The sequence below is a fragment of the Aeromonas veronii bv. veronii genome (assembly GCF_000820225.1).
GTDB classification, from domain to species: Bacteria; Pseudomonadota; Gammaproteobacteria; order Enterobacterales; family Aeromonadaceae; genus Aeromonas; species Aeromonas veronii.
This window is the reverse complement of record NZ_CDDK01000025.1, coordinates 178,112-203,116: the sequence shown is the minus strand read 5'-3', so window position 1 is coordinate 203,116 and position 25,005 is coordinate 178,112. Positions and strand designations below refer to the sequence as shown.

Here is a 25,005-nt window from a genome sequence, read left to right as displayed (position 1 = left end):
TGGCGTGATAACGGGATGAGGGGCTATGTCCAACCTATTGAAGTTATTGGTCGTGTTAGCCGTTGGCGGGCTCATAGGTTACTTTGTCGGGAACCGTCAGGAGCTGGCCCAGAGCAGTCTGTTGGTGGTACAGCAGGAGACGCTGGATCGTCAGGGCAAGGCCATCGGCCAGCTCAAGACCGAATTGGGGGTGAAAGATACCCAGTTGGCGACCCAGAAAGCGGCCTTCGAGCAGTTGCAGACCACCCTGAAGAGTCAGGAGGCGCAGGTGCAGGAGCTCAAGCGTCAGCTGGCCTTTTTCGAGCGGATCATGCGCCCCACCGGCGAACAGGTGGGGGTGGTGATCGACAACCTGACTCTGCAGGAGACCAGCATTCCCGGTCGCTACCACTATCGTCTCGCCCTGACCCAGCCCGCCAAGAAGCGGGAGCTGTTTCGTGGTCAGGTGCAGATCCGGGTCGAGGGGAGTCTGGCCGACAAGCCGAAGACGCTAACCGGTCGCGATCTCGGAATGAAGGTGAGCGAGTGGCGTTATGCCCTGCGTTATTTCCAGCTGCTGGAAGGGAATTGGCAGTTGCCGGAAGGCTTTGTGCCGGATCGGATCCGTGTCACCATCAACAAGGATGGCAGGCAACCGGCGCAAGAGCTGCTGGTTGAGTGGGGCGAGGTGATCAAGCCGCTGGTCGCCGCACCGCCTGCTCCGGTTCCCGCTGCCGGTTAAACGTGGTGAATACTTGAACTGAATGGTCGGGTATTGGATAATTTCGCGGTTTCCATGTTTGTGGATCTAATGGTTGTGAGGTCAGTAATGAGTGCAGTAGCAGAAGCCCCGCTGCCCATCCAGATGACGGATGCGGCGGCCAACAAGGTGAAGAACCTGATCACCGAGGAAGAGAATCCCGAGCTGAAGCTGCGGGTATACATCACGGGTGGGGGCTGCTCCGGTTTCCAGTATGGCTTTACCTTTGATGAGAAGATCAACGACGGGGACACCGTAGTCGAGAAGAATGGCGTCACCATGGTGATCGATCCCATGAGCCTGCAATATCTGGTAGGCGGCAGTGTGGATTACACCGAGGGTCTGGAAGGCTCACGCTTCACCGTGACCAACCCCAACGCCACCACGACCTGTGGCTGTGGCTCCAGCTTCTCCATCTGATCGGCGTATCGGTCTGATGAAACGGCTCTCGGCAACGAGGGCTGTTTTTGTTTGTGGTGATCAGTGAGCTCCATCAAACAGCATTTCTCTGAAACAACAAAGGCGCCTCGATGGCGCCTTTGTTGTTTGCAGAATGGCTTAGCGGGAGCTTGCCGCCGCGACCAGCGGGATCCGGTTCACTGCCTTGCCCATGTAGGCGAGGGTGATGGTCACAATGATGCAGGTGAAGCTCAGCCACATGTAGGGCAGGTAGTCGAGGGTTGCCACCCCCAGAACCCCGGCCATGAAGATGCCGTTGTCGCTCCAGGGCACCATGCCGCAGGTGAGGGTGCCGCCAAACTCGGCGTTGCGAGAGAGGTTCTTGCGCGCCAGTCCCAGTCGGTCGTAGTTTTTGGCCATGATCTTGGGGGTCAGGATCAGCGATACATACATGGCCGAGCCAAACACGTTGGCCAGAAACGCGGTGCCGATGGTGTGGCTGGTCAGGCTGCCGACGCTGTTGATGCGCTTCTCGAAGGCGCTGGCGATCACTTCCAGAATACCGACCTTCTCCAGCAGGCCGCCAAACCCGAGACCGAAGATGATGACCGCGACCGAGCCCAGCATGGACTCCATGCCGCCGCGACCGAGAATGTTGTCGATAAAGTCGATGCCGGAGGTGATGGCAAACGGACTATAAGCCGAGTGCATCGCCTTGACCGGATCCATGCCCTGGAAGACGATGGCCCAGATCAGGCCCAGCAGGGCGCCGAAGCTGATCACCGGGAAGGCGGGCTTGCGATTGGCCAACAGGCCCAGTACCAGCACCACCGGTACTATGGCCAGCGGGGTGATGTTGAACTGGTTGTCGAGGGCCTCCATCACCAGATTGACCTGCTCCAGGCTGACATTGCCCGAATACTGCATGCCCACCACGGTGAACAGTACGGCGGTGATGACATAGGAGAGCAGGCTGATAGGCAGCATCCCCTTGATGTGTTCCACCACGTCGACGTTGGACATGGTCGAAGCCAGCACTACTGAGTCGGAGAGCGGAGAGAGCTTGTCACCGAAGTAGACGCCGGAGAGCACGGCACCGGCTACCAGCGGCGCAGGCACGCCGAGACTGTGGCCGATCCCCATCATTGCGATACCTGCGGTGGCGGCAGAGCCCCAGGAGGTGCCGGTGGCCAGCGAGGTCAGGGAGCAGATGATCAGGGTTGCCAGCAGGAAGATGGACGGGTGGATCACCTTGAGGCCGAAGTAGATGATGCTGGGGACTATGCCGCCAGCAATCCAGGTGCCGACCAGAGCACCGACGGAGACCAGAATAAGGATGGCCCCCATCCCCTTGGCAACGCCGTCAACGGCAGCCTGTTCCAGGGATTTGTAATCGTGGCCGAGTTTGATGCCAAGCCCCATGATGACGAACCAGGCGATGAACAACGCCAGCTGGATCGGCAGATCGAGCACACTGGTGAACGAGAATGCCAGGGCCAGGAAAATGGCCAGACAGGCAAACACCTGTGCCATGCCCGGTAGTCGGATGTGGTTTTGTTGGTTTTGCATAGATACTTCCTAAACTCTTGCTCGCCAAGGTCACTCCCTCTCGTCCTGTGGATACATCGATCCCGAGGAGGCAACCCAAAAAGAGGCCGCAATCTACCACAAACCCGGCGGGTTAAAGCCCCATCAAATTGGCAAAAATGCACATTTGATTGAAAAAATCACAAATTAGTTGATCTCATAACCCGTTTTTGAGCGGCCTGTTGACACAAAAGGCCACATACGAAGCTTACCTGTGACGCCACTTGCACCCCCAGTAGATGAGGATGATAATTATTATTAATTGTTGATTGGGGAGAAAATAATGCGCTGGATATTGCGGGGGATGATGTTGCTGGTGGCGGTGGCCGTACTCGCATGGGGTCAGGATAAAGAGTACGGCACCTGGAGTGTAGGTTTTCTGCTGGCTGCCTGGGTGATGCTGGAGCCCGGATTGCGGCCCGCCTTGATCTTGCTGCCAGTGGCCGGGTTGACCGGTATCGTCACCCTGCTCTGGCAGCAGCCCTGGTTATGAGCTTTTGACGGGAGCCTGCTTGATCTTCTGCTGTGCCACCTTGAGCGATTCGACCACCAGCTTTTCCATTTCGGTGCGCTTGGCGTCGGTCAGGAAGTAGATCATGTCGACATTGTGGCGAATATAGTGGGCGGGGAGCTGGTTGAGGGTGAGGCAGCAAAGGTCGGCCATCTGATCGCTGTTGAGCTTTTGCTGCAGCCCCTGTTTCTCAATCTCCTTGAGCACCAGATGTTCGTAAAAGTTGTGAATGTCGGTATCCAGTATCATATGCGTTCCTTGGCATGACGATGAGCGGGGAGTCGTCAAAAGCATAGCCATAACAAGGAGTAAAAACAAAAGGCCCATCACTTTCGTGATGGGCCTTTTGCGTAATGAATGGTGCGAAGAGAGGGACTCGAACCCTCACATCCGTGGGACACTAACACCTGAAGCTAGCGCGTCTACCAATTCCGCCACCTTCGCACACTGATTTTCTCCAGCTGGTTTTTAAATGCGGTTGGAGCGCATTGCTCTGTTTTTACATGTCAGAAGCATGGTGCGAAGAGAGGGACTCGAACCCTCACACCCGGGGGGCACTAACACCTGAAGCTAGCGCGTCTACCAATTCCGCCACCTTCGCACATTCGGGTTTCCAGCCTGGATTTACATGCTGTCTGGATAAAGCATGGTGCGAAGAGAGGGACTCGAACCCTCACATCCGTGGGACACTAACACCTGAAGCTAGCGCGTCTACCAATTCCGCCACCTTCGCACATTGTGTTACCAGTTTTGATTTACATGCTGTCTGGAGAAGCATGGTGCGAAGAGAGGGACTCGAACCCTCACACCCGGGGGGCACTAACACCTGAAGCTAGCGCGTCTACCAATTCCGCCACCTTCGCACATTCGGGTTTTCTAGTTGGATTTACATGCTGCTGAATCAGCATGGCAGTATTGGTGCGAAGAGAGGGACTCGAACCCTCACATCCGTGGGACACTAACACCTGAAGCTAGCGCGTCTACCAATTCCGCCACCTTCGCATCACTGCGGAGGGGGATTCTATAGAGTTTTGGGGGAGCGTCAACAGCCAAAGGGGACTTTTTTCGCTGTTGACGCTCAAAGTGAAGCCAAGGGTACAAAACTTCAGCAATTAGCTGACGTTTGGCATTCAGTAACGGCCCAATGCGCTCTGATACATCCGTTCATACTGGGTGACCGAGTCAGGCCAGTTGAAGCGGGTGCTCATGGCATTGCGCTGCACCTTGGCAAAGCGTTCCTTGTCCTGCAGGAAATAGAGCAGGCTGCGGCGCATGGTATCGAGCAGGATGGCGGCAGTCGGATCGTTGAAGCAGAAGCCGGTGGCATGCTCGGGATCGGCATCCCAATCCACCACGGTATCTTTCAGACCACCCACGGCGCGCACCAGTGGCAGGGTACCATAGGCGAGACTGTACATCTGGTTGAGGCCGCAAGGCTCGAACAGCGAGGGCATCAGGAAGAAGTCGGCACCGGCTTCGACCAGATGAGCCAGTCGATCGTCATAGGTGTTGATGAAGGCGAGCTTGCCCGGATAATCCCGGGCCATGGTTTGCAGTTGCGTGGCGAGCGCAGGATCGCCAGAGCCGACGATCACCACTTGTACCTGATGGTGGAGGAATTTCTCCAGCGCAGGGAGCAGCAGGGGAACGCCCTTCTGCTCGGTCAGGCGGCAAACCATGCCGTAGATGGGCAAGTCCGCCACGGCCAGCCCCGCCTCCTGTTGCAGGCTCTGTTTGCAGGTCTGTTTGCCAGCCATGTTGTCGATGCTGTAGGTCGCAGGCAGGAATTCGTCGAACTCCGGATCCCAGTCCTTGTAATCGCAGCCGTTGAGGATGCCACAGAGATCCGCGGCCCGTTGCTGGAAGATATGCGCCATGCCGTGGGCGCCGAGGTGAGTCAGCAGCTCCTGGGCATAGTTGGGGCTGACCGCATTGATCTTGTCGGCGTAGAGCACCCCGCATTTGAGCAGATTGACGTGGCCGTAGTCGTAGTTGATGCGGCGTTCGTAGTCGGCGATCTCGGGCATGGCCCAGAACTGCTCGCGGCCAAACACCCCCTGAAACGCCGCGTTGTGAATGCTGATCACGCTGCGGGTCTGCTGGAAGAAGGGGTTGTGGGCATGACGGGTTTTCAGCAGCAGCGGCAGCAGGCCGGTGTGCCAGTCGTTGCAGTGGGCGATGTCCGGCGCAAAGCCGAGTTGCTCGCAGGCATGGAGGGCCGCGGCCGAGAAGAAGGCAAAGCGCTCGCCATTATCCGGATAGGCCTGATTGTTCTCGGCGTAGAGCTGGGGACGATCGAAATATTGCGGGCAATCGAGCAGATAGACGCAGACGCCATCCAGCTCCATCTGGTAGATGCGATAACCGATATCCGGCAGCCCGGGGTGGGTTGGCAACCAGCGTGACGCCACCAGTCTGGCCTCATCCCGTCGCTTTATCGTCTTGTAGAAGGGCAACATGATCCTGACATCATGTCCCTTCTGGGCCAGATACATCGGCAGGGCTCTGGCGACATCGGCCAGGCCCCCGGTCTTGACCAGCCCCTCAACTTCCGAGGCAACAAACAGGATTTTCAGTGGGTTAATAGCCAACTCTTGCTCCCTTAGGTACCACCACGATACCGCCTTCGGATACGGTAAATCGCTCTCTATCGTGGTCCAGATTTTCACCGATAACGGTGCCTGGCGCAATTTCAACGTTTTTATCAATGATGGCGCGCCGGATGGAGCACCCTTCACCAATCTTCACATCCCCCAACAGCACGGATTCACTGATATGGCTGCACGCGCCGATATTGCAGCGGAAACCAAGGATGGATCGCTGGATCTGGCTGCCCTGAATGAAGCAACCGGCGGAGATCAGCGAGTTGGCGATCTTCACCTTGCACTCATCGCTGTCGATGAAGGTAGCAGGCGGCAGCGCCGGATAGTGGGTGTGCAGGGGCCACTTTCGGTTATAGAGGGAGAAGGGGGGATTGTCGGCCACCAAGTCCATATGCGCTTGCCAATAAGAGTCTAGGGTGCCCACATCCCGCCAGTAGACGTGCGGTTTCTCGCCGGGGATGACGTTGGTGCTGTAGTCATAGACATAGACGGGGGCACGCGGGTAGAGGCTCGGGATCACATCCTTGCCAAAGTCGTGGCTGGAGTTCTCCTCGGCGGCATCCCGCTTCAACTCGCGGCAGAGCGCATCGGTCTCGAAGATGTAGTTGCCCATGGAGACCAGCGCCTGGGTCGGATCGCCGGGAATGTGCTTGGGCTGCTTCGGCTTTTCCTGAAAGCCGATCATCCGCCCTTCGGTATCCACCTCGATCACCCCGAAGGCGCTGGCCTCTTCGATGGGCATGCGCAGGGCCGCGACCGTCATGGCGGCGTTCTTCTGCTTGTGGAAGGTGACCATCTGGCTCACATCCATCTTGTAGATGTGGTCGGAACCGAAGATGCAGACGTGATCTGGTTCGGCCCGCTCGATAAAGCCGAGGTTCTGGTAAATGGCGTCGGCGGTGCCGTCATACCAGCGTTTGCCCATCCGCATCTGGGCCGGGATGGGATCGATAAAGCGGTCGGTGATGCCGACGATATTCCACCCCTTCTTCATGTGCAGGTAGAGGGACTGTGATTTGAATTGGGTCAGTACATAGATGCGCAGAAAGTCGGCGTTGACGAAGTTGTTGAGGACAAAGTCGATCAGCCGGTAGCTGCCACCAAAGGGGACGGAAGGCTTGCTGCGGGTAGTGGTCAGAGGCTGCAGGCGAGTACCTTCGCCACCAGCCAGGATCATGGTCAATATGCCTGCCATCGTATTTCTCTCCCTGAATTAACAACATGAAAAGGTTTTCAATGTTCGGTATAAAAACACCCCTAAAGGGGTGGTTTTTATCGTGTGCTTAATACCTTATCAGATGCCGGATGGCGCTCTCTAGCTGTTTTATTGTGCGGCTTACACTTATTTACATTTTGCTCAGATAGACCTTGAATTTGGCATCACTGCTGATCACTTCAGTCCGTTTGAAGTGTGTCTCCAGTATAGGCTGGTAGCGCAAGAAGGCGTTGGCAACAATGGTCAGCGAACCATTTGGCAGCAAAAATTCAGGCGCCTTGGCCAGGAACTGTTCGGTCGCCGCATAGAAGGTTTTGAGACCCGCATGGAATGGCGGGTTGGAGACGATGTGCTGGAAACGGGTGGAGAGATCCGAATAGACATCGGAAGCGGTGACCTTGCCCTGCAGACCGTTGATCGCAAGGGTACGCCGGCTCGATTCGAGCGCCAGTGCGCTGATATCCACCATGTTGACCTGCAGTTCCGGATTGCGCTTGGCCAGCACAGACCCAATTACCCCGGCGCCGCAGCCAAAATCGAGCAGTTCGCCCTTCATCGGCGGTACGGCGGCCAGCAGCATCTGGGTGCCGAGATCCAGCTCGGCGGCGCTGAAGACGCCGGGCAGCGCCAGCACGGTCAGTTCGGTATCACCGGCCTTGCACTGATAGCGGCCAAACCAGCTATCCAGATCGAACGGGGCGACCGGTTTGCAGAGCTCACCGTGATAGAGCGAGCAGCGGCGGGCCGAATCACGCTTGATCGGCTTTTCGCCATAGGGGGCCAGTAGCTTGTCGGCACCATTGATACCGCCGCGGTTTTCACCGGCGAGGAACAGATCGGCACCCGCTTCGAGCAAGGGGGTCATCATGGCCAGCAGATATTGTGCCTCGGCCTTGGCCTTGGGCATCAGCAGCAACAGGGCATCGAAGCGGGGGGCGCCGCCTAGCTGGTGGTCGAACAGGATAGCCTCGCCGAGGGCGGCCTGCTGGCTGCGGTAGTAGCAGTAATCGGTGGTAAAGACGGTCAGGGTCTGGGCCAGGCTCGCTAGCTGGCGGGGGTAGTCATCCTCCAGCGCGCCGCAGACAAGTAGCCGCTTGCCGACAAAGAGGGCTTGGTTTCGTTCCAGCATCTGGCTGACGGCACTGATTGGGCTGCTCATCGGGTCTCTCCACGCAATTTTGGGCGGCCATTATACATAGCCCCTTTCGCCTTGACATTTATGCCGTGTTCCCGAAATATGCCCAGACACCATTTTTTGACCAGAGATGACGAAATGCGGTTCAACGGGTTGAAACGAAAGCACAAAAAAAGCCTGAAATTCGGGCCTGCCGACGTTCGCGCGTAACCTCTCATCCCTGAGAAGCTTCAAACCCCGGTTGCGCACATCGTACCGGGGTTTTTTATTGCCATATGCGCGTCATTTAGGAGAAGGAGATCCCATGTTTCAAGGTTCAATCGTTGCGTTGATCACCCCGTTTCGACAGGGAAAACTGGATGAAGAGGCGCTGCTGCGTCTGGTGGAGTGGCATATCGAACAGGGCACTCACGGCATTGTGCCGGTGGGGACCACGGGGGAAAGTCCGACCCTGACCCACGACGAGCACTGCCGGGTGGTGGAGCTGGTGGTCAAACAGGTCGCTGGTCGCATTCCGGTGATTGCCGGAGCGGGCTCCAACAATCCGGTCGAAGCCATCGAGTACAGCCTCCATGCAGAGCGGGTCGGTGCAGATGCCACCCTGCATGTGGCCGGTTACTACAACCGTCCCAATCAGGAGGGGCTCTACCACCACTTCAAGGCTGTCCACGACGCCACCGCCAAGCCGATCATCGTCTACAACATTCCGCCGCGTGCCATCGTCGACGTGCAGCCGGCGACCCTGGCCCGTCTGGCCGAGCTGCCGCGCATTGCCGGGGTGAAAGATGCCACCGGCGACTTGGCGCGCCCCTGGACCGAGCGCCAGCTGATCAAAAAGCCCTTCGCCTGGCTCTCCGGTGAAGATGCCACTGCGGTTGCTTACAACATCGGCGGCGGTCAGGGCTGTATCTCGGTGACCGCCAACGTGGCGCCCAAGCTGGTGGCCGAGGTGCAGAACCTCACGCTGGCGGGCAAGTGGCAAGAAGCGCGTGAGCTGCAAGACAAGCTCATTCCGCTCCATCAGGCGATGTTTGCCGAGCCGAGCCCGGCTGGTGCCAAATATGCCGCTTCCCTGCTCGGTTTCTGCAGCGAAGAGTGTCGCCTGCCGGTGATGCCACTGTCGGAAGCGACTCGCGAGCGCATTCGCAGCGCCATGCAGCAGCTCAACCTGCTGTAATGCAAAACGGGTGAGCCAAGGCTCACCCGTTTTGTTTTCGGCTTTTGTTTCCGGTCTTTATTTCCGACCTTTAGTACCGGTATGGCCACGCTCAGGCTGCGTGATGCAGCCATGCGGCGATGGCCAGCTGCAACTCGACATACGCCGGATAGAGGAAGAGATCGGCCAGCTCGGCAGGCCACTCGTCATGCTCGCCCGACTGGGCTTGCAGATGTGCGTGCAGGCTGGTCAGGGCGGGTAGCCAGGGCGCTGGTTGTGGCAGCGTGGCCGCACTGTGGGCGACCAGATCGATCCCCTGGCACAGGGCCGCGAGTGCCTGCTGTTGAATGCCTTTATCCTGAGGATGCTCCAGCCAGAGCTGCTCGTGATGCTGCCAGTGGCGCAGCCCCTCGCTTACCCCCGTTGTGCCATCCATACCTTCATGTTCGACCAGCGCCTGCAGAGCCAGCGGTTTGCCGAGCCCGGCCAGTCGATAGCCGCGCTGGGCCTTGGATTGGGCGCCAAGGCGCAGCCCGCCGATCCTGGCGAGGCGTGGGGCCAGTGCAAACAGCGCCGCGGTAGCGCCTGATTTGAGCTCCAGTTCCAGTTCGTTGATGGTGGTGCTGCCCTGACTGCCGACTATCTCTCCCTGATCCCAGGCCAGCTCAATCTCGGCCCCCTCGAAGGCGATCAGCCAATGGCGGCGCAGGAAGTCGGTACGAAACTGGGCGACCAGCTGCTGCTGAATGTGGTCACGCTCGGTCAGGGTCGGCCAAATCTCATCGGGAAAGGCCGAGAGGGTCGGCAGATCGCCGCTGACAGGGGCGTTGTACTCGGGTCTGGCGTGCAGGCCGCCCACCACCTGACCGCGGCATTTGATGGTCTGCTCGGCGAAGGCGTCGCAGCGGCGAATGCGCAGCCCCATATCCAGCTGGCGCAGAGCCAAGGTCGGCGTATCGAAATAGACGTTGCCGAGCTGCTGTTGTGATGATTCTTTAATCTCAAGAGAATTCAGCAGGTTGGATAACTTGGCTTGAATGTCGCGGGCGACAAAAAACTTTATCTCGATCTCAGTTTGCATAGTCATTCCGGGCTGGCAGGCAACTTTGGGGGGCAGGATTCGGGTCGCGGGGATATAATGCCCGCGAGACGACTAGATTAATTCGCGGTTTAATTGAGGGCGCAGTTCGGTTACCATGCGCGCCTCATAAAATCGTATCGAGTGTTTTTTCACCGACACAGGTTTGGCCATGCCAGTAAATACTATTTTGGGGCTTTTTGCCAAGTCCCCCATCAAGCCGCTGCAGAAGCATATCGTCAAGGTTCACCAGTGCTCCCAGCAGTTGGTTCCCTTCTTTGACGCCGTTGCCGAAGACCGTTGGGAAGATGCCGAGAAGATCCGGCAGCAGATCGCTCAACTGGAAAAAGAGGCAGATACCCTCAAGCGTGAAATCCGTCTGAAACTGCCTCGCGGCCTGTTCCTGCCGGTTGCACGTACCGACCTGCTGGAGCTGTTGACCCAGCAAGACAAGATTGCCAACCGTGCCAAGGATATCTCCGGCCGCATGCTTGGTCGTCGCATGGAGTTCCCCGCCGAAATGCGGACGGATTTCATGGCTTACCTCAAACGTTGTATTGATGCGACCGCTCAGGCCGAGAAAGCGATCGGGGAGCTCGACGAGCTGCTCGAGACCGGCTTCAAAGGACGGGAAGTGGAAATGGTTGCCGAGATGATCCACCAGCTGGATCTGATCGAGGACGATACAGACACCATGCAGATCGGACTGCGCCAACAGCTGCAAGCGGTTGAGCACAATTACAATCCGATCGATGTGATGTTCCTTTACAAGATCCTCGAATGGGTAGGTGACCTGGCAGATCAGGCCGAGCGCGTAGGCGCCCGTCTGGAACTGATGCTGGCTCGTTCGTAATCGACTGACTGGGTAAACACTACTAATGGACATTATCGCGAATTACGGCACCACTCTGGTGCTCGTGGCGGCCTTGTTCGGCTTTTTGATGGCTTGGGGCATTGGCGCGAATGACGTAGCCAACGCCATGGGAACATCGGTCGGCACCAAATCCCTGACCATCCGTCAGGCGATCATCATTGCCATGATCTTCGAATTTGCCGGTGCCTATCTGGCCGGTGGCGAAGTGACGGCCACCATCCGTAACGGCATCATCGACAGCAATGCGTTTGTCGATAGCCCGGACCTGCTGGTGCTCGGCATGATCGCCTCCCTGCTGGCGGCGGGCGCCTGGTTGATCCTCGCCTCCTACTTCGGCTGGCCTGTTTCCACCACTCACTCCATCATCGGCGCCATCGTCGGTTTTGCGGTGGTGAGCATTGGCCCGGAAGCGGTGCAGTGGAGCAAGTTTGGCGGCATCGTCGGCTCCTGGGTCATCACCCCGGCCATCTCAGGTGTCATCGCCTACTTCATGTTCATCAGCGTGCAGAAGCTTATCTTCAACACTGATGATCCCCTGAACAACGCCAAGCGCTATGTGCCGTTCTACATGTTCCTGACTGCGCTGGTGATCTGTCTGGTGACCATCAAGAAGGGGCTGACCCACGTCGGGCTGCACCTGAGCGATGGCGAGGGCATTCTGCTCTCCATCGCCATCTCCATCGCAGTGGCGTTTGCCGGCTGGATCTACATTCGCGGCCAGAAGTACAACCCGCAGGATGACAGCAAGATGCACTTCGCCAACGTGGAGAAGGTGTTCGGCATCCTGATGGTGATCACCGCCTGTGCCATGGCCTTTGCCCACGGCTCCAACGACGTTGCCAACGCCATCGGCCCGCTCTCTGCGGTGGCTTCTATCGTGGCTTCCGGTGGCGAGATTTCCAGTCAGGCTGCCATTGCCTGGTGGATCCTGCCGCTGGGCGGTATCGGTATCGTGATCGGTCTGGCGACCATGGGCGAGAAGGTGATGGCGACGGTAGGTACCGGCATCACTCACCTGACCCCGAGCCGTGGCTTCGCAGCCCAACTAGCGACTGCCGCGACCGTGGTGATTGCCTCCGGTACCGGTCTGCCCATCTCCACCACCCAGACCCTGGTCGGTGCTGTGATGGGTGTCGGTCTGGCGCGCGGTATTGCGGCGCTGAACCTGGGGGTACTGCGCAACATCGTGGTCTCCTGGATCATCACCCTGCCTGCCGGTGCCATTCTGGCTATCGCGATCTTCTACGTGCTGCAGGCCTGCTTCTCCTAATCGAAGCGGCATTCAGCAAAAAGCCCGAGTCATCGACTCGGGCTTTTTTTATTGTGCGCGGGAGCTGAGGTGCTGCTCCCTTTGCAATCTGCCTTAGAGGCTGGCGCAGATCTGCCACAGATCGTACTGGATGGCGGCGGCGGTCACTTCCCGACCCGCCCCCGGCCCCTGGATCACCAGCGGGTTGGTGCGGTAGCTGTCGCTCTCGATGGCGAAGATGTTGTCGCATGGCAAGAGGTTGGCAAACGGGTGATGGGGCTCCAGCGCCTCCAGTCCGACCCGCGCCTTGCCGTCATGCTCAAAGCGAGCCACGTAGCGCAGTACCTTGCCGAGGCGCTTGGCCCCTTCGAAGGCGGTCTGGATCGGGCCATCCAGATCTTTCAGTCTGTCCATGAACTGATCGGTGGTCACCTTGCGCAGCGTGACGGGTACCAGATTCTCCAGCTCGATATCGGCGGAGTCGAGCTCGAAGCCCGCTTCCCGCGCCAGAATAAGCAGCTTGCGACGCACATCCTGACCAGAGAGATCCTCGCGGGGATCCGGTTCGGTCAGGCCGTGCTGCCACGCCTCGTCCACCAGCTCGGAGAAGGGGCGGGTGCCATCATACTGCTGGAACAGCCAGGAGAGGGTGCCGGAGAAGATGCCGGAGACCCCCTGAATGCGGTCGCCGCTCTGGCGCAGCATCTGGATGCTGGACTGGATTGGCAGCCCGGCGCCCACGGTGGCGTTGTAGCGCCACTGCACCTGATGGTCACGGCAGGTCTGCTTGATGCGCTGGTAGAACTCGCTGTCGGCGGCACCGGCAAACTTGTTGGCGGCGATGATGTGAATGCCAAGCTGGGCGAAGTCGGGGTAGTAGCGGCTCACCGTTTCGCTGGCGGTCATGTCCAGCGCAATCAGCGCATCGAAGCCGTGCTGTTCAAGCTGGGAGAGCAACTCCGGCCAGATCAGCGGTTTGGGATTGAAGTTGTCCTGTACCTTGAGGGGGTTGAGTCCCTCTTCATCCAGCAGGCCCCCTTCCGAGCTGAACACCCCGTAGAGGGTGAGCGCCAGATTGAGCTCATGTTCCAGCCGTGCCTTTTCGCGGGCATAGAGGCTCAGCCAGTGGCCGCCGATATTGCCCTTGCCGAACACCACCAGTCCAACCCGGGTCGGGCGGCTGAAGAGGGCGCTGTGCAGGGCGATGAGCAGCGGCTCAAGCACTACCTGACGCAGCACGGCCACCAGACTCAGGCCATCTCGGGCCACCTGTACGAACTCCAGCGGTTGATCTGCCAGCAGCTGATAGAAGCGGTGACACTGCTCCGCGTTGTCGGTGACACCTGCCCCTACCAGCGCTACCAGACTGAACCCCTCTTTCTGGATGAGGCCGGTGAAGCTCCCTTGCAGCTGGAAGTCGCGCAGCAGCTCGAAGGCGCCTTGTGCCACCTCGAGGGTGTAGGCGAGGCGCAGGATCCGGCGATCCGGCTGGCGCTGCAGTGTGAGCGGGTTGAGGCGGTGACGGGCCAGATGGGCCTCGATGGTGGCCACCGTCTGCTCATAGTTGGTCTGCGGCAGCACCTTCAGCTCGATGAGGGCGATCTGATCCACCGAGGATACGATGCGGGCACCGCCGGAGCGGGGGGCGCGGCGCAGGATATGGGTGCAGCCCTCATCCGGGTTGTAGCTGCAGCGCAAAGTGAGGCGCTGGCGGCTGTCGGCCACTGGTTGCAGGGTGCGCGAGTGCAATACCGAAGAGCCAAGACGGGCCAGCTCGTTGGCTTCCGCGAGGCTCAGGCGCTCCAGCAGGCGAGCCTCCTTCACCCGGCGCGGGTCGGCGCTGTAGACACCGGCCACGTCGCTCCAGATGGTGGTGGATTCGCCGTCCGCCAGCAGGGCCAACAGGCTGGCGCTGTAGTCGGATCCATTGCGACCGAGCAGCAGGGAACGCCCCTCCATGTCGGCGGCGATAAAGCCGGTTACCACGATGCGACCGGCATGCTCCGCCAGTCGCGCCTTGAGCAGTTCGCTGGAGAGCGCAGTATCTACCTTGACCAGAGCGCCATCCTCGGCGCGCAGGAAACTGCGGGCATCGAGCCAGATAGCCTTGTCGCCGCGACTGGTAAGCAGGGCAGCCAGCAGGCGCGCCGACCACACCTCGCCAAAGGCAAGCAGGCCGTTGCGGGCGAAGCGGTCAAACTGCCCTTCCAGCGTTTTGGCGATCAGCTGCATGTCGTCGGCCAGTTGCTTGCTCAGGTCGAGCTGCAGTTCACCCTCCAGCAGGCCGTCGATCAGGCTCTGCTGATAGGCCTGCAGGGCAGAGATGGCTTCACCAGCGGCTTCGTCCCCCGCTTCGGCCAGCTCCACCAGCTGGATCAGCCGGTTGGTGGTCTTGCCGGCGGCGGAGACCACGATCAGTTCATCCCCGCCCACCTGTTGTTCAACGATACTGGCGACCCGGCGATAACAGACCGGATCCGCCAGACTGCTGCCACCAAATTTGTGGACGTGACGTCGCTTCAATCCTGCTTCTGCTGCCACCGCGATCTCTCCTTGTTGCTGCTGTTCCATTACTTCGCTACCTGTTCTGCCTGCTGCGCCTGTTCAAAAGCCTGAGCCAGATCGGCCACCAGGTCTTCACCGTGTTCAATACCGACCGACAACCGCAGCAGCTGGGCGCTGATGCCTGCTGCCTGCTGCGCCGCCGGGGTCATGGCCCTGTGAGTCATGCTGGCCGGATGGGCCACCAGACTCTCCACCCCGCCGAGGGACTCGGCCACCGAGAAGAGGGTGAGGGCCGCGAGGAAGGCGCGAATGCCCGCCTCGCTGCAATCGAGTTCAAAACTTAGCATGGCGCCGAAGCCGGACTGTTGACGGCGCGCAATATCGTGGCCCGGATGGCTCGGCAGGCTGGGGTGATAGATGCGTTTCACCAGTGGCTGCTGTTGCAGGAACGCGAGGATGCGATCGGTGTTCTCCTGATGGGTGCGCAATCTGGGGGCCAGAGTGCGCAGACCGCGCAGGGTGAGGTAGGAGTCGAACGCCCCGGAGGTGAGCCCCAGACAGTTGGCCCACCACACCAGCGACTCGGCCAGTGCTGCCTCCTTGGCAATCGCCACTCCGCCCACCACGTCTGAGTGACCGTTGATGTACTTGGTGGTGGAGTGCACCACCACGTCGGCACCAAGTGCGAGCGGCTGTTGCAGCAGGGGGGAGAGGAAGGTGTTGTCCACCACTACCTGCGCACCCACCTCGTGGGCGGCGCTGGCAATGGCGCGGATATCCACCACCCTCAGCAACGGGTTGGAGGGAGTCTCGACCCATACCAGCGCAGGCTTTTGCGCCAGCGCGGCGGCCAGTGCGGCCTCATCCCCCTGATCGACAAACTGCACCCGGTAGTGGCCCTTGGCCGCCAGATACTCGAACAGGCGCCAGGTGCCGCCGTAACAGTCGTGGGGGGCGATCAGCAGATCCCCCGCCTTGAGCAGTGCTGTGGTGACCAGATGGACGGCCCCCATGCCGGTGCCGGTGACCACGGCGCCAGCGCCCCCTTCCAGCGCCGCCAGCGCGTCCGCCAGATTGGTACGGGTCGGATTGCCGGAGCGGGCATAATCGTATTGACGGGGCTCGCCAAAGTCGGCAAAGGTGTAGTTGCTGGAGAGGTAGATGGGGGGCACCACGGCACCGTGTTGCTGGTCTGTCTCAATCCCGGTGCGAACCGCCAGGGTGGCCTTGTGGGTCATATCACTCTCCTTGATATCTCTTTACACGCCGGCATCTTGCTGCCAAGCGCCATCCCGCCATTGCGGGCTCATGGTCAACCACACTACGCCAGCTTAAAAAAGCCGTCAACACTTCCAGACGTCTAAATGGCTTTGCTGTTGGATTGCCATTAATTTCCTTAAGGGTTAAAATCCGCGCTCACGGCTAAATGAGAACAGGTGAGTCATGGGAACAGAGTGGAACGGCGACTACGTCAGCCCCTACGCGGAACACGGTAAGAAGAGCGAACAGGTCAAGAAGATTACCGTCTCGATCCCGCTCAAGGTGTTGAAAGTGTTGACCGATGAGCGCACCCGCCGTCAGGTAAACAACCTGCGTCATGCGACCAACAGCGAGCTGCTCTGTGAAGCCTTCCTGCACGCTTTCACCGGCCAGCCGCTCCCTTGCGACGAAGACTTGCGCAAGGATCAACCGGACAGTGTCCCGGCCGAAGCGCGCGCCATCATGGAAGCGCTGGGCAAAGAGATCGAAGATTTCGACAAGGAATAACCCCCAATGACGCGGCCTGGCCGCGTCATTGCTATCTGCCATGTCCCGCTTCAGCCTGCGCCACTATCACCACCACGTCTGCAGCCATAGCCACGACTTTGCCCAGCTGGTGATCCCCCTCGACGGCCCCCTCGAGATCGAGGTGCAGGGCCGGGGTCGCAGGCTTGCCCCCGGTTCTGCCTGCATCATCGCCCCCGGCGAGCGGCACGACTACGCCGCCGATCCGGCGCTTTCGTTTCTGGTGCAGGAGAGTGACTGGCTGCCCGGCGATCTGGCGGCTTGCCCCTTTATCGAGCTGGATGAGCCCCAGCGCCACTACCTCGCTTTTCTGCACCGCATGGTGGCCGAGGGGCGGCAGGTGGCGGGCATGGAGCAGGTGTGGCTCTCCCTGCTGGCTGAAGGGCAGGGGATGCAGAGCGCTGTCACGCCGCGTCTTGCCGCCCGCATCCTCAAGGTGCAACGCCATATCGAGGCCAACCTCGCCGCCCCGCTGACCAATCAGCAACTCGCTGCCATCGCCTGCCTTGGCCAGAGCCAGTTCAAGCTCGCTTTTCGCCAGCAGCTGGGGATGAGCGTCTCCCACTACATTCGCAGTCGGCGCATGGCACTGGCGCGAACCCTGCTTGCCGGTACGCAACTGCCCGTTGGCGAGATTGCCAGCCGCTGCGGTTACCAGAATCAGGGGGCCTTCAGCGAGCGCTTCCTGAGTGAGATCGGGCTCACTCCGTCCCTCTGGCGCCAGCAAAACGGCTACCTGCCGCAACGAAACGGCTGATCGCCGAAGACGAGATGCTCTCTTTGGGCCATGCTGCGGGTCATGCAAGGTGCACGATAAACAGGAGCCAAAATGGAGACGATTAGCTGGCAGGATTTCGAGATGGTGGAGCTCCGGGTGGGCACACTGGTGCGGGTCGAGCCGTTCCCCGAGGCGCGCAAACCGGCCTACAAGGTGTGGGCGGATTTTGGCCCTGAACTGGGGATTCGCAAGAGCAGTGCCCAGATCACCGCTCTCTACCAGCCAGAGCAGCTGGTGGGCCGCCAGATCATCGCCGTAGTCAACTTCCCGACCAAGCAGATCGGCCCGTTTCAGTCGGAGTTTCTGCTGACCGGTTTCTACCGGCCGGATGGCGCCGTAGTGATGGCTATCCCCGAGCAGGCGGTGGAGAACGGCGCCAGGCTGGGCTGAGCGCACACCCGAACAGAGACAAGAGAGGCGACCCCGGGGTCGCCTCTCTTTTTGTTATCTGCTGCGAGTCGTTACTTCAACAGGCTGAAGATCAGCGCCGATACCGCCAGCGAACCGGTCAGCAGGATAAAGCCGTTGGTCCAGCCGTGACGGAAGCGGGCCAGCGCCTCCACCTTGTAGATGGCAATCACCGGCATGATGAACAGGATCATGGCGATAACCGGGCCGGAGAGGGTCTCCATCAGCCCCAGAATGCCCGGGTTGATGACGGCTGCACCCCAGATAGAGAAGAACATCAGGGCGATGCCCAGCTTGTCCGCCTTGGCCAGCGGTAGGCCGGTGGGCTTGGCGATCAGGCTTTTCAGGCTTTCGCGGGCACCGAGGAAGTGGCCGAGGAAGGAGGAGCTGATGGCGATAAAGGCGATGAGCGGCCCCAGAGTCACGATCACCGGGTTGTCGGTGATGTTGGCGAGATAGGAGAGCACAGAGACGTTCTGGGCCTTGGCTTCAGCCAGCTGGGCTGGCGAGAGGCTCAGCACGCAGGAGAAGACGAAGAACAGCACGAAGCCCACCAGCATTACTGTGGTGTTGCGCAGGATCAGGCCGCTCTTGGCTTCCGCCTGCTCGCCATATTCACGGCGCTGCACGTTGGCAAAGCCGGAGATGGCGGCGGCATGGCTGAAGGCGAACACGGTCACCGGCAGCGCCAGCCAGACGGTGTTGAGGAAGCTGACCCCTTCAAACGCCGTCACTTCCGGCCATTGCCACTGAGGGATCAGGTAGCAGGAGAGGGCCGCCAGAATGGCCGCCAGCGGATAGACCATAAAGGCGAAGGCGCGCAGCATCGCTTTCTCACCCGCCAGCATCACGGCGATCATGGCGAATACCAGTACGCCGGAGAGCATCACCCGATCCGGGGTTGCCATGACGAGCTGGTTGACCATAAAGCTCTCCACCGTGTTGGTCAGCCCGACCCCGTAGATGAGCAGGATCGGGAAGATGGAGAGGAAGTAGAGCGCCGAGATAAGGCGACCGGCCATCTTGCCGAAGTGCTCCTCCGCCACTTCGGTGAAGTCGGCGTGGGGGCGTGACGATGAGAGCACGAAGCGCGCCAGCCCGCGGTGGGCGAGGAAGGTCATGGGGCCTGCCAGTACAGCGACGATGACGAGGGGCCAGATCCCGCCCAGACCCAGATTGATGGGCAGGAACAGGATGCCGGCGCCAACGGCGGTGCCAAACAGGCTGATGACCCAGTGGGTGTCGTGACGGCGCCAGCGGGTGGTGCTGGCAGTGGTGGAGCAGGAACCGGATAGCTCCTTGGTAGCCTCTACAGATAAACTCATTACTAATTCACTTTTTGTTAGTGTTTTAATCTGATTTTATTGTGGTTTATCGGGATTTAATTCTCAAAAAGCGAGACTGAAACATATCACTGCCATTGCGGGGTTTAGCCAGCGAGATTGGGAATGGAATCTGGGTCGCAGAATGCAACAAAACTAACATTGGCTATTTTTGTGAAATATAAAACCAAAATTTGATCGGCTATCATTTTTTTATTTTGACTAATCAGGTGTTTTCAGAATTACGTGAAAAATTGCACCATTTCTCGCCGACCGATTGTGATGTTTCACTATCATTTTGCCGCTTTGCCAGCGTATCACGCTGTTCAAGAGCGCCTTGACCAGCGGATCACTCCGGCCATCACCCGGGGCAACTTCCCTGAAAAAGCAGGCGGCCATCGGGCCGCCTGCTTGTCTGGTGTGATGACATCGCTATCCGTTTAGTGGGCCAGAATGTTGCCCCAGGCGAGATCCGGATCCCCCATCACGATAAAGTCAGGGTTCTCCAGCGACTCGGTTTCGTTGTAACTGAGTGGCTGCAACGCCAGGCTGAGGATACGGCCACCGGCTGCCTCGACGATGCACTGGGCGGCGGCGGTGTCCCACTCGCCGGTGGGGCCGAGCCGCACGTAGCAATCTGCCGCACCTTCCGCCACCAGACAGGATTTGAGGGAGCTGGAGCCGAGCGGGATCAGCTCGTAGTTGATGGCCGGGTTGAGGCGGCGGGTGAGGTTCTCCAGCTTCTGGCGGCGGCTGATAGCCACCACCAGTGAGTCGGGCTGCTCATGCTCGTGATGCATGGCGCTGATGGGCAACACTTCGCCATTCACCTCCTTGAAGGCGCCGTAGCCGCGCACCGCCCAGTAGAGCACATTGGACTCGGGGGCGTAGATGACCCCGAGCACCGGCACATTGTCCCGCACCAGGGCTATCAGGGTGGCGAAGTCGCCGCTGCCTGCGATAAATTCGCCGGTGCCGTCGAGGGGATCCACCAGCCAGTATTGCCGCCAATTGGATCGCTGGCTGAAGGGGATGTCGGCCGCCTCTTCGGTCAGCACAGGCACATGGGGGGTGAGCGCCGACAGCGCCTGTTTGAGGTAGGCATCGGCAGCAAGATCGGCACTGGTGACCGGGGTCGCATCCTCCTTCAGCTGACGCTCGAACTGACCGCCATGATAGATGTCGTGAAGGATCCTTCCGGCTTCGCGGGCAATCTCCTTGACCCCCGGCACCCAGGCCAACAACTCCTGCATCTCGTTATCCTCTGTCTGTTAACTGCCCGTCTGCGGGCCACTCTGCCTGCTCCGCCAGCCACTTCTGGGCCAGGAGCAGGGCACTGATGCTGCGCGACTCGGTGAAGTCGGGTCGCGCCAGCAATTTGTCGATCCGGTTGAGTGGCCAGGGGATCACCTCCAGCGGTTCGGGCTCGTCGCCGATCCGCTGCTCGGGGAAGAGATCCCGGGCCAGCAAAATGTCCATCCGGCTGGAGAAGTAACCCGGCGCCAGCGACACCTGTTTGAGCAGGGTCAGGCTGTTGGCGCCAAAGCCCGCCTCCTCCATCAGTTCCCGGTTGCCCGCCTCGAAGGCATCTTCACCGGGGTCGATCAGCCCCTTGGGAAAGCCCAGCTCGTAGGAGTGGGTGCCGGCGGCATATTCGCGCACCAGCAGCAGGGTGTGGGCATCGAACAGCGGCACCACCATGACGGCGCCACGATTGCCGCCGCGCATCCGCTCGTAGACCCGCTCTTCGCCGTTGGAGAATTTGAGGTGGAGGGACTCCACTCTGAACAGCCGACTCTCGGCCACGATCTCGGCCTTGAGGATCTCCGGTTTGCTCTTGGGGTTATCCAGTTGGTCGGCTGAGATGTGCTCGGGTTTGCTCTTGTGGGGGTCGCTCATCGGACGCTGGCTGCTCGTTAAAAAATCGTGCTTCAAGAGTAAACGACTCTCACACCGAACACCACGGGCCAGGGATGGCAAAGGGGGAGGAAAAATCCGTTATACTGCCGCCCCGTTTTCCGAGATCCGCGATCAAGAGGCCCGATGCCACACTCCTGCTCCACCACCTTGCCCTGGCACCAGATAGATACCGTCTTGCTCGATATGGATGGCACCCTGATCGATCTGCATTTTGACAACCACCTCTGGCAGCAGCTGGTGCCGGAGCGTTACGCCGAGCGGCTTGGTCTGCCGCTGGATGAAGCAAAGGCGCAGATCGACGTCCACTATCACGCCGTCAACGGCACCCTCAACTGGTACTGCGTGGATTACTGGAGCGAGACCCTGGGGCTCGATATTCGCGCCCTCAAGCAGGAGCTGCTGGCGAAGATCCTGTGGCGTCCCCATGCCATCCCTTTTCTGGCCGAGCTGCGCGCCGCGGGCAAGCAGCTGGTGCTTTTCACCAACGCCCACCCCGCCAGTCTGTCGGTGAAGGATGCGCAACTCGGTCTTGCCGACCATCTGGATCTGATGGTGAGTACCCACGAGCTGGGCTGGTCGAAGGAGAGCCAGCACTGCTGGCAGGCGCTGGCCGAGCGGCTGGCGTTCGATCCAGCCCGCACCCTGTTTGTGGATGACAGCGAGCGGATCCTGCGGGCTGCCGCCGACTATGGCATCGGCTACCAGCTGGCGATCCAGAATCCGGACAGCTGCAAGCCGGAGCAGAGCATCACCGCTTTTCCGGCGATCCGCGACTATGCCGAGTTGCTGCCGCTGGCAATCTGAATTTGCTGAAACGAAAGAGGGCTGCATCATGCAGCCCTCTTTCTTTGATTTGAATTTTGGTTATCTGACGCCTGATGGCGAAAAATCACAGCTCCCGAAACGGGCGCCGCTTCTCCTCTTCGATGACGATCGCCTCCAGATTGGCGACCCGCTCCTGCAGCTCCCGAATGACCAGATCCTGCTTGCCGAGGCGGTCGGTAATGCGGGCATCCCCCATCTGATAGCGAGCCCGTTTTCCGAGATATCCGAACAATACGCTGATAAATACGATCAGGACTATGCCTGTCCACATGGTCATGTCACGACTCCTTGTCGTCTATAAACGGCAAAAACGCTGATGGGATCCGTTCTGTTTTCTCACAGCCGCCAATTGGCCGCAATGGGGCCCGTTTCGCCTTTGTGATGCAGTTGGCTATTGCTGCCAGAGGGGGCGGCCAAGCCAGAGCGCCCACAGGGTTAGGTGCAGCAGCACGATAAACCAGAAGACCAGCCGGTAGCTGCGCTTCTGGGTCTTGTGGCGCAGCCACTGGCGGGCAACCAGCGCCCCCGGCCAGCCGCCGCACAGCTCCAGCAGATGGAGCCTCGATTCGGGAATGCGCCACTCGCCCCGCATCGCCTGCCGCTTGTCCCAGGCGTAGGCCGCCAGCGTCAACAGACTCATGGTCAGCAGTGCTGCCAGTGGCCACCACTGCTGGCTGTTGAGGCCGAGCCAGAGGGTCCAGCCCAGCGGCAGCAGCGCCAGCGCCATCATTGGGCCAGCTCCCAGCAGCGCTCCTCATCCTGCTTGAGGGTGCGGATCACCCTGGCCGGATTGCCCACCGCCACCGAGTCGGCCGGGATGTCGCGGGTGACCACTGCGCCGGCGCCAATGATGGAGCGCGGCCCTATGGTGACGCCGGGGCAGATGATGGCGCCACCGCCAATCCAGCAGTCGTCACCGATCCGCACCGGCTTGTTGTAGGCGGTCCAGTTGCGTCGCTCCAGATAGTTCATGGTGTGGGTGGCTGTGTAGATCTGCACGTTGGGGGCCAGCAGCACATGGCTGCCTATATGCACTTCGCCCAGATCGAGAATGGTGACGTTGAAGTTGAAGAAGGTCTTCTCGCCGATATGGATGTTGCGGCCGAATTCGCAGGTAAACGGCGTGCTGATCCAGCAGGAGTCGGGGCAGTGGCCGAACAGCTCGCGGCAAATCTGCTGGCGCAAAGGGCCATCGCCCGCCGATGAACCGTTGAGCTTGGCCAGCAGCGCCTGACCGCGGATCCGGTCGTTGGCTATCTCCTCGCTCTGGCTATCCAGTGCCCCGCCTGCCAGTACCTTGTCCCAGTCGCTCGCCATTGCTACCTCCTCATGCTGCAAGAGGTGGCAGTATACGTGACAAGCGCGAGAGGCGTCAGTCTGTCACTTCTGGCGGGTGATCCCCGTCAACCTGCGGGCCAGACGAGGGGCAGGATCAGCAGGGCCGAGACGAAGTAGGGGAGCAGCACCCGCAGTCCCAGCCGGCGGCCGCCTATCCCCAGGGCCAGCAGCCCCTTCACCAGCGAGTTGACCAGCCCGGCTAGCAGGATGCCGCGGGCCGCCACCTCCAGCGCCAGCTCCTTGTGGGAGAGCTGGGAGAGCGACAAGGTGATGGCATCCACGTCGGTGATCCCCGACACCAGCGCCAGCAGATAGACCCCCGAGTTGCCCACCTTGTCTTGCAGCAGCGTTGCCATAAAGCCGATCAACGCCAGCAGCAGGCCGAACTTGATGGCAGTGGCCAGATCGAGCGGGTTGCTGGTTTCCGGCTGTACCGGGCCGTCAGTCAGCTCCTCGCGCTGACGCCAGAACCAGAAGGCAAAGCCGTAGACTGTGGTGGCCAGCAGCAACAGGGGGGCGATGAGGCGCATCGCCAGCTCGCTGTGAATGAGCAGCACCAGCACCAGCAGCCGCAGCCACATGGTGGCCCCTGCCAGCAGGATGCCGGTAGCCAGCAGTCGCTCCAGCCCGCCCTGCTCCTTGTTGAGACGGGCGAACTGCAGGGTAAGGGCGGTGGAGGAGGCCAATCCCGCCAGTATGCTGGTGAGCACCAGCCCGGCGCGGGTGCCGAGCAGCCGCACCGCGAAGTGGCCACAAAACGAGATGCCGGCGATCACCACCACCATCAGCCAGATCTTGAAGGGGTTAAAGGCATCGAGGGGCCCCATCTCCTCGTTGGGCAGCACCGGCAGCAGCACCAGCGAGATGAGCAGAAAGCGCAGGGTGGCGTGAAACTCGGTCTCGCTGAGAAACAGCATCCCCTGCTGGATCTGTCCCTTCAAACCCATCAACAGGGCGGCCAGCACGGCGCAGGCCACCGCTTCGCTCGGGCTCAGCAGCACCGACATCAGCCCCAGCAAATAGGTGAGCAGCATAGCTACCGAGCTGGTGAGGCCAAACTCCCCTTGCCAGCGCTGGGCCAGCCAGACCGAGAGGCCGCAGCCGATCACCACCGCCAGCAGGCCGAGCAACGGTAGCCAGGGGCCCAGAGTCGGTAGCAGCAAACCGCACACCCCGCCAAGCAGGCCGATGAGGCCGTAGGTACGCATCCCGGCGATGCGCTGGTTATCCCCCAGCTGGCGCACCTGCCAGCCCCGCTCCAGTCCAATGATAAGGCCGATGGCCAGCGAGACCAGGGCTCCGTTGACCGGTTCTGCATTGATCCACATGGCGGCTTCCTTTCGCGTCGTTGCTGCCTGATCCCATGATGGCACAGGACGTAAGCAGGCAGAGGGGCATGGCTCACAGAGTCTGCGTCCGGCTCCTGGTGCGAGTGGCCGATATGAGCAATAGAGATGGATCGCGAGCACTGCACAAGAGTCGTGTAGGCTATCGGGGAGGTGTTATGGGCTGCGAGCCCGCCATCGACGTCCAGATTTGAACGGGGATAGAAGACAAGAAGGGGAGCCAATGGCTCC

25 protein-coding genes and 5 tRNA genes are annotated in these 25,005 nt (G+C 60.1%); 10 read left to right on the top strand and 20 right to left on the bottom strand.

The features are described 5' to 3' along the window. Nucleotides 1-25: 25 nt before the first annotated feature. A complete protein-coding gene (locus tag BN1139_RS11265) occupies nucleotides 26-721 on the top strand; it encodes a DUF6776 family protein (protein ID WP_005343032.1) in 696 nt (231 codons plus the stop codon). 87 nt (nucleotides 722-808) lie between these two features. Then, entirely contained in the window at nucleotides 809-1,159 is a 351-nt protein-coding gene (gene erpA, locus BN1139_RS11260) for an iron-sulfur cluster insertion protein ErpA (RefSeq protein ID WP_005340225.1), read from the top strand. 138 nt (nucleotides 1,160-1,297) lie between these two features. Here erpA and nhaC read toward each other — a convergent pair whose 3' ends face one another. After that, complete coding sequence (nhaC, locus tag BN1139_RS11255) at nucleotides 1,298-2,707, bottom strand: Na+/H+ antiporter NhaC (RefSeq protein WP_005348775.1); 1,410 nt, start codon at nucleotides 2,705-2,707, stop codon at nucleotides 1,298-1,300. Between the two features lie 301 nt (nucleotides 2,708-3,008). Here nhaC and BN1139_RS11250 point away from each other — a divergent pair, with 301 nt between their 5' ends. Next, nucleotides 3,009-3,218 carry a hypothetical protein gene (locus tag BN1139_RS11250; protein WP_005343034.1) on the top strand — a complete coding sequence of 70 codons (210 nt, stop codon included), beginning with the start codon at nucleotides 3,009-3,011 and terminating at the stop codon, nucleotides 3,216-3,218. On the opposite strand, the gene BN1139_RS11245 is transcribed toward BN1139_RS11250, so the two are convergent. The 9 genes from BN1139_RS11245 to rsmC all read right to left on the bottom strand — a co-directional run bounded on the left by BN1139_RS11245 (nucleotide 3,213) and on the right by rsmC (nucleotide 8,214). Further along, nucleotides 3,213-3,485 carry a late competence development ComFB family protein gene (locus BN1139_RS11245; protein ID WP_005343036.1) on the bottom strand — a complete coding sequence of 91 codons (273 nt, stop codon included), beginning with the start codon at nucleotides 3,483-3,485 and terminating at the stop codon, nucleotides 3,213-3,215. The two genes, BN1139_RS11250 and BN1139_RS11245, sit on opposite strands and share 6 nt — an antisense overlap. Nucleotides 3,486-3,594: 109 nt before the next feature. Further along, nucleotides 3,595-3,680 (bottom strand) — tRNA-Leu (locus tag BN1139_RS11240). A gap of 71 nt (nucleotides 3,681-3,751) precedes the next feature. Then, nucleotides 3,752-3,837: transfer RNA gene (locus tag BN1139_RS11235), tRNA-Leu, on the bottom strand. 46 nt (nucleotides 3,838-3,883) lie between these two features. Continuing rightward, nucleotides 3,884-3,969: transfer RNA gene (locus BN1139_RS11230), tRNA-Leu, on the bottom strand. Between the two features lie 44 nt (nucleotides 3,970-4,013). After that, nucleotides 4,014-4,099 (bottom strand) — tRNA-Leu (locus BN1139_RS11225). Between the two features lie 53 nt (nucleotides 4,100-4,152). Beyond that, nucleotides 4,153-4,238 (bottom strand) — tRNA-Leu (locus BN1139_RS11220). A gap of 128 nt (nucleotides 4,239-4,366) precedes the next feature. Next, nucleotides 4,367-5,827 carry a glycogen synthase GlgA gene (gene glgA, locus BN1139_RS11215; RefSeq protein WP_005348779.1) on the bottom strand — a complete coding sequence of 487 codons (1,461 nt, stop codon included), beginning with the start codon at nucleotides 5,825-5,827 and terminating at the stop codon, nucleotides 4,367-4,369. Beyond that, entirely contained in the window at nucleotides 5,817-7,034 is a 1,218-nt protein-coding gene (gene glgC, locus BN1139_RS11210) for a glucose-1-phosphate adenylyltransferase (RefSeq protein WP_005340236.1), read from the bottom strand. Before glgC ends, glgA begins: the two co-directional genes overlap by 11 nt. 151 nt (nucleotides 7,035-7,185) lie before the next feature. After that, complete coding sequence (rsmC, locus tag BN1139_RS11205) at nucleotides 7,186-8,214, bottom strand: 16S rRNA (guanine(1207)-N(2))-methyltransferase RsmC (protein WP_005348780.1); 1,029 nt, start codon at nucleotides 8,212-8,214, stop codon at nucleotides 7,186-7,188. 280 nt (nucleotides 8,215-8,494) lie between these two features. Here rsmC and dapA point away from each other — a divergent pair, with 280 nt between their 5' ends. Further along, nucleotides 8,495-9,367, top strand: coding sequence for a 4-hydroxy-tetrahydrodipicolinate synthase (gene dapA / locus BN1139_RS11200; protein ID WP_005348781.1), 873 nt, complete (start codon nucleotides 8,495-8,497; stop codon nucleotides 9,365-9,367). 91 nt (nucleotides 9,368-9,458) lie between these two features. Here dapA and BN1139_RS11195 read toward each other — a convergent pair whose 3' ends face one another. After that, a complete protein-coding gene (locus tag BN1139_RS11195; RefSeq protein ID WP_005348782.1) occupies nucleotides 9,459-10,427 on the bottom strand; it encodes a CYTH domain-containing protein in 969 nt (322 codons plus the stop codon). Between the two features lie 169 nt (nucleotides 10,428-10,596). Here BN1139_RS11195 and BN1139_RS11190 point away from each other — a divergent pair, with 169 nt between their 5' ends. Together BN1139_RS11190 and BN1139_RS11185 are read left to right on the top strand one after the other, a co-directional pair. After that, a complete protein-coding gene (locus tag BN1139_RS11190; RefSeq protein ID WP_005340244.1) occupies nucleotides 10,597-11,277 on the top strand; it encodes a TIGR00153 family protein in 681 nt (226 codons plus the stop codon). A 25-nt stretch (nucleotides 11,278-11,302) separates the two neighbouring features. Beyond that, nucleotides 11,303-12,568, top strand: a complete 1,266-nt coding sequence (locus BN1139_RS11185; RefSeq protein WP_005343043.1) for an inorganic phosphate transporter — start codon at nucleotides 11,303-11,305, stop codon at nucleotides 12,566-12,568. 93 nt (nucleotides 12,569-12,661) lie between these two features. On the opposite strand, the gene BN1139_RS11180 is transcribed toward BN1139_RS11185, so the two are convergent. Together BN1139_RS11180 and metB are read right to left on the bottom strand one after the other, a co-directional pair. Beyond that, nucleotides 12,662-15,118 (bottom strand): bifunctional aspartate kinase/homoserine dehydrogenase II, encoded by a 2,457-nt coding sequence (locus tag BN1139_RS11180; RefSeq protein ID WP_005348783.1) that lies wholly within the window; start codon nucleotides 15,116-15,118, stop codon nucleotides 12,662-12,664. Further along, nucleotides 15,118-16,290 carry a cystathionine gamma-synthase gene (metB, locus tag BN1139_RS11175; RefSeq protein ID WP_005348784.1) on the bottom strand — a complete coding sequence of 391 codons (1,173 nt, stop codon included), beginning with the start codon at nucleotides 16,288-16,290 and terminating at the stop codon, nucleotides 15,118-15,120. Before metB ends, BN1139_RS11180 begins: the two co-directional genes overlap by 1 nt. A 205-nt stretch (nucleotides 16,291-16,495) precedes the next feature. Between metB and metJ the strand changes: the two genes are divergently transcribed. The 3 genes from metJ to BN1139_RS11160 all read left to right on the top strand — a co-directional run bounded on the left by metJ (nucleotide 16,496) and on the right by BN1139_RS11160 (nucleotide 18,005). Continuing rightward, nucleotides 16,496-16,819 carry a met regulon transcriptional regulator MetJ gene (gene metJ / locus BN1139_RS11170; protein ID WP_005340251.1) on the top strand — a complete coding sequence of 108 codons (324 nt, stop codon included), beginning with the start codon at nucleotides 16,496-16,498 and terminating at the stop codon, nucleotides 16,817-16,819. A 40-nt stretch (nucleotides 16,820-16,859) separates the two neighbouring features. After that, nucleotides 16,860-17,594: an AraC family transcriptional regulator gene (locus BN1139_RS11165; protein ID WP_005348786.1), complete on the top strand. Its 735-nt coding sequence runs from the start codon at nucleotides 16,860-16,862 to the stop codon at nucleotides 17,592-17,594. A gap of 72 nt (nucleotides 17,595-17,666) precedes the next feature. Continuing rightward, entirely contained in the window at nucleotides 17,667-18,005 is a 339-nt protein-coding gene (locus tag BN1139_RS11160) for a tRNA-binding protein (RefSeq protein WP_005343050.1), read from the top strand. Between the two features lie 71 nt (nucleotides 18,006-18,076). Here BN1139_RS11160 and BN1139_RS11155 read toward each other — a convergent pair whose 3' ends face one another. The 3 genes from BN1139_RS11155 to nudE form a co-directional block, all read right to left on the bottom strand. Continuing rightward, nucleotides 18,077-19,348: an aromatic amino acid transport family protein gene (locus BN1139_RS11155; protein WP_005348787.1), complete on the bottom strand. Its 1,272-nt coding sequence runs from the start codon at nucleotides 19,346-19,348 to the stop codon at nucleotides 18,077-18,079. 437 nt (nucleotides 19,349-19,785) lie between these two features. Continuing rightward, complete coding sequence (cysQ, locus tag BN1139_RS11150; RefSeq protein WP_005348788.1) at nucleotides 19,786-20,598, bottom strand: 3'(2'),5'-bisphosphate nucleotidase CysQ; 813 nt, start codon at nucleotides 20,596-20,598, stop codon at nucleotides 19,786-19,788. A 4-nt stretch (nucleotides 20,599-20,602) separates the two neighbouring features. Then, complete coding sequence (nudE, locus tag BN1139_RS11145; RefSeq protein ID WP_005348789.1) at nucleotides 20,603-21,244, bottom strand: ADP compounds hydrolase NudE; 642 nt, start codon at nucleotides 21,242-21,244, stop codon at nucleotides 20,603-20,605. A 144-nt stretch (nucleotides 21,245-21,388) separates the two neighbouring features. On the opposite strand from nudE, the gene yrfG reads away from it, so the two are divergent. Then, nucleotides 21,389-22,069 (top strand): GMP/IMP nucleotidase, encoded by a 681-nt coding sequence (gene yrfG / locus BN1139_RS11140; RefSeq protein ID WP_005348790.1) that lies wholly within the window; start codon nucleotides 21,389-21,391, stop codon nucleotides 22,067-22,069. Between the two features lie 85 nt (nucleotides 22,070-22,154). Here the strand turns inward: yrfG and BN1139_RS11135 are convergent, their stop codons facing one another. The 4 genes from BN1139_RS11135 to BN1139_RS11120 all read right to left on the bottom strand — a co-directional run bounded on the left by BN1139_RS11135 (nucleotide 22,155) and on the right by BN1139_RS11120 (nucleotide 24,756). Then, nucleotides 22,155-22,367, bottom strand: coding sequence for a hypothetical protein (locus BN1139_RS11135; RefSeq protein ID WP_005348798.1), 213 nt, complete (start codon nucleotides 22,365-22,367; stop codon nucleotides 22,155-22,157). Nucleotides 22,368-22,481: 114 nt separating this feature from the next. Beyond that, nucleotides 22,482-22,820, bottom strand: coding sequence for a DUF1294 domain-containing protein (locus BN1139_RS11130; RefSeq protein ID WP_005348800.1), 339 nt, complete (start codon nucleotides 22,818-22,820; stop codon nucleotides 22,482-22,484). Then, nucleotides 22,817-23,407 carry a sugar O-acetyltransferase gene (locus BN1139_RS11125; protein ID WP_005348802.1) on the bottom strand — a complete coding sequence of 197 codons (591 nt, stop codon included), beginning with the start codon at nucleotides 23,405-23,407 and terminating at the stop codon, nucleotides 22,817-22,819. The genes BN1139_RS11130 and BN1139_RS11125 overlap by 4 nt, the downstream gene beginning before the upstream one ends. An 86-nt stretch (nucleotides 23,408-23,493) precedes the next feature. Beyond that, a complete protein-coding gene (locus BN1139_RS11120; RefSeq protein WP_005348803.1) occupies nucleotides 23,494-24,756 on the bottom strand; it encodes an MgtC/SapB family protein in 1,263 nt (420 codons plus the stop codon). Nucleotides 24,757-25,005 lie beyond the last annotated feature (249 nt).

Bases quoted from the DNA above. Each gene is read 5' to 3' on its own strand.
- BN1139_RS11190 (WP_005340244.1), top strand. From the start codon at position 10,597: ATGCCAGTAAATACTATTTTGGGGCTTTTTGCCAAGTCCCCCATCAAG.
- cysQ (WP_005348788.1), bottom strand. From the start codon at position 20,598: ATGCAGGAGTTGTTGGCCTGGGTGCCGGGGGTCAAGGAGATTGCCCGC.
- BN1139_RS11250 (WP_005343034.1), top strand. From the start codon at position 3,009: ATGCGCTGGATATTGCGGGGGATGATGTTGCTGGTGGCGGTGGCCGTA.
- BN1139_RS11165 (WP_005348786.1), top strand. From the start codon at position 16,860: ATGTCCCGCTTCAGCCTGCGCCACTATCACCACCACGTCTGCAGCCAT.
- metJ (WP_005340251.1), top strand. From the start codon at position 16,496: ATGGGAACAGAGTGGAACGGCGACTACGTCAGCCCCTACGCGGAACAC.
- BN1139_RS11125 (WP_005348802.1), bottom strand. From the start codon at position 23,407: ATGGCGAGCGACTGGGACAAGGTACTGGCAGGCGGGGCACTGGATAGC.
- BN1139_RS11245 (WP_005343036.1), bottom strand. From the start codon at position 3,485: ATGATACTGGATACCGACATTCACAACTTTTACGAACATCTGGTGCTC.
- nhaC (WP_005348775.1), bottom strand. From the start codon at position 2,707: ATGCAAAACCAACAAAACCACATCCGACTACCGGGCATGGCACAGGTG.
- nudE (WP_005348789.1), bottom strand. From the start codon at position 21,244: ATGAGCGACCCCCACAAGAGCAAACCCGAGCACATCTCAGCCGACCAA.
- BN1139_RS11120 (WP_005348803.1), bottom strand. From the start codon at position 24,756: ATGTGGATCAATGCAGAACCGGTCAACGGAGCCCTGGTCTCGCTGGCC.
- rsmC (WP_005348780.1), bottom strand. From the start codon at position 8,214: ATGAGCAGCCCAATCAGTGCCGTCAGCCAGATGCTGGAACGAAACCAA.
- BN1139_RS11180 (WP_005348783.1), bottom strand. From the start codon at position 15,118: ATGGAACAGCAGCAACAAGGAGAGATCGCGGTGGCAGCAGAAGCAGGA.
- yrfG (WP_005348790.1), top strand. From the start codon at position 21,389: ATGCCACACTCCTGCTCCACCACCTTGCCCTGGCACCAGATAGATACC.
- BN1139_RS11155 (WP_005348787.1), bottom strand. From the start codon at position 19,348: ATGAGTTTATCTGTAGAGGCTACCAAGGAGCTATCCGGTTCCTGCTCC.
- BN1139_RS11185 (WP_005343043.1), top strand. From the start codon at position 11,303: ATGGACATTATCGCGAATTACGGCACCACTCTGGTGCTCGTGGCGGCC.
- BN1139_RS11135 (WP_005348798.1), bottom strand. From the start codon at position 22,367: ATGACCATGTGGACAGGCATAGTCCTGATCGTATTTATCAGCGTATTG.
- dapA (WP_005348781.1), top strand. From the start codon at position 8,495: ATGTTTCAAGGTTCAATCGTTGCGTTGATCACCCCGTTTCGACAGGGA.
- metB (WP_005348784.1), bottom strand. From the start codon at position 16,290: ATGACCCACAAGGCCACCCTGGCGGTTCGCACCGGGATTGAGACAGAC.
- glgC (WP_005340236.1), bottom strand. From the start codon at position 7,034: ATGGCAGGCATATTGACCATGATCCTGGCTGGTGGCGAAGGTACTCGC.
- BN1139_RS11160 (WP_005343050.1), top strand. From the start codon at position 17,667: ATGGAGACGATTAGCTGGCAGGATTTCGAGATGGTGGAGCTCCGGGTG.
- erpA (WP_005340225.1), top strand. From the start codon at position 809: ATGAGTGCAGTAGCAGAAGCCCCGCTGCCCATCCAGATGACGGATGCG.
- BN1139_RS11265 (WP_005343032.1), top strand. From the start codon at position 26: ATGTCCAACCTATTGAAGTTATTGGTCGTGTTAGCCGTTGGCGGGCTC.
- BN1139_RS11130 (WP_005348800.1), bottom strand. From the start codon at position 22,820: ATGATGGCGCTGGCGCTGCTGCCGCTGGGCTGGACCCTCTGGCTCGGC.
- BN1139_RS11195 (WP_005348782.1), bottom strand. From the start codon at position 10,427: ATGCAAACTGAGATCGAGATAAAGTTTTTTGTCGCCCGCGACATTCAA.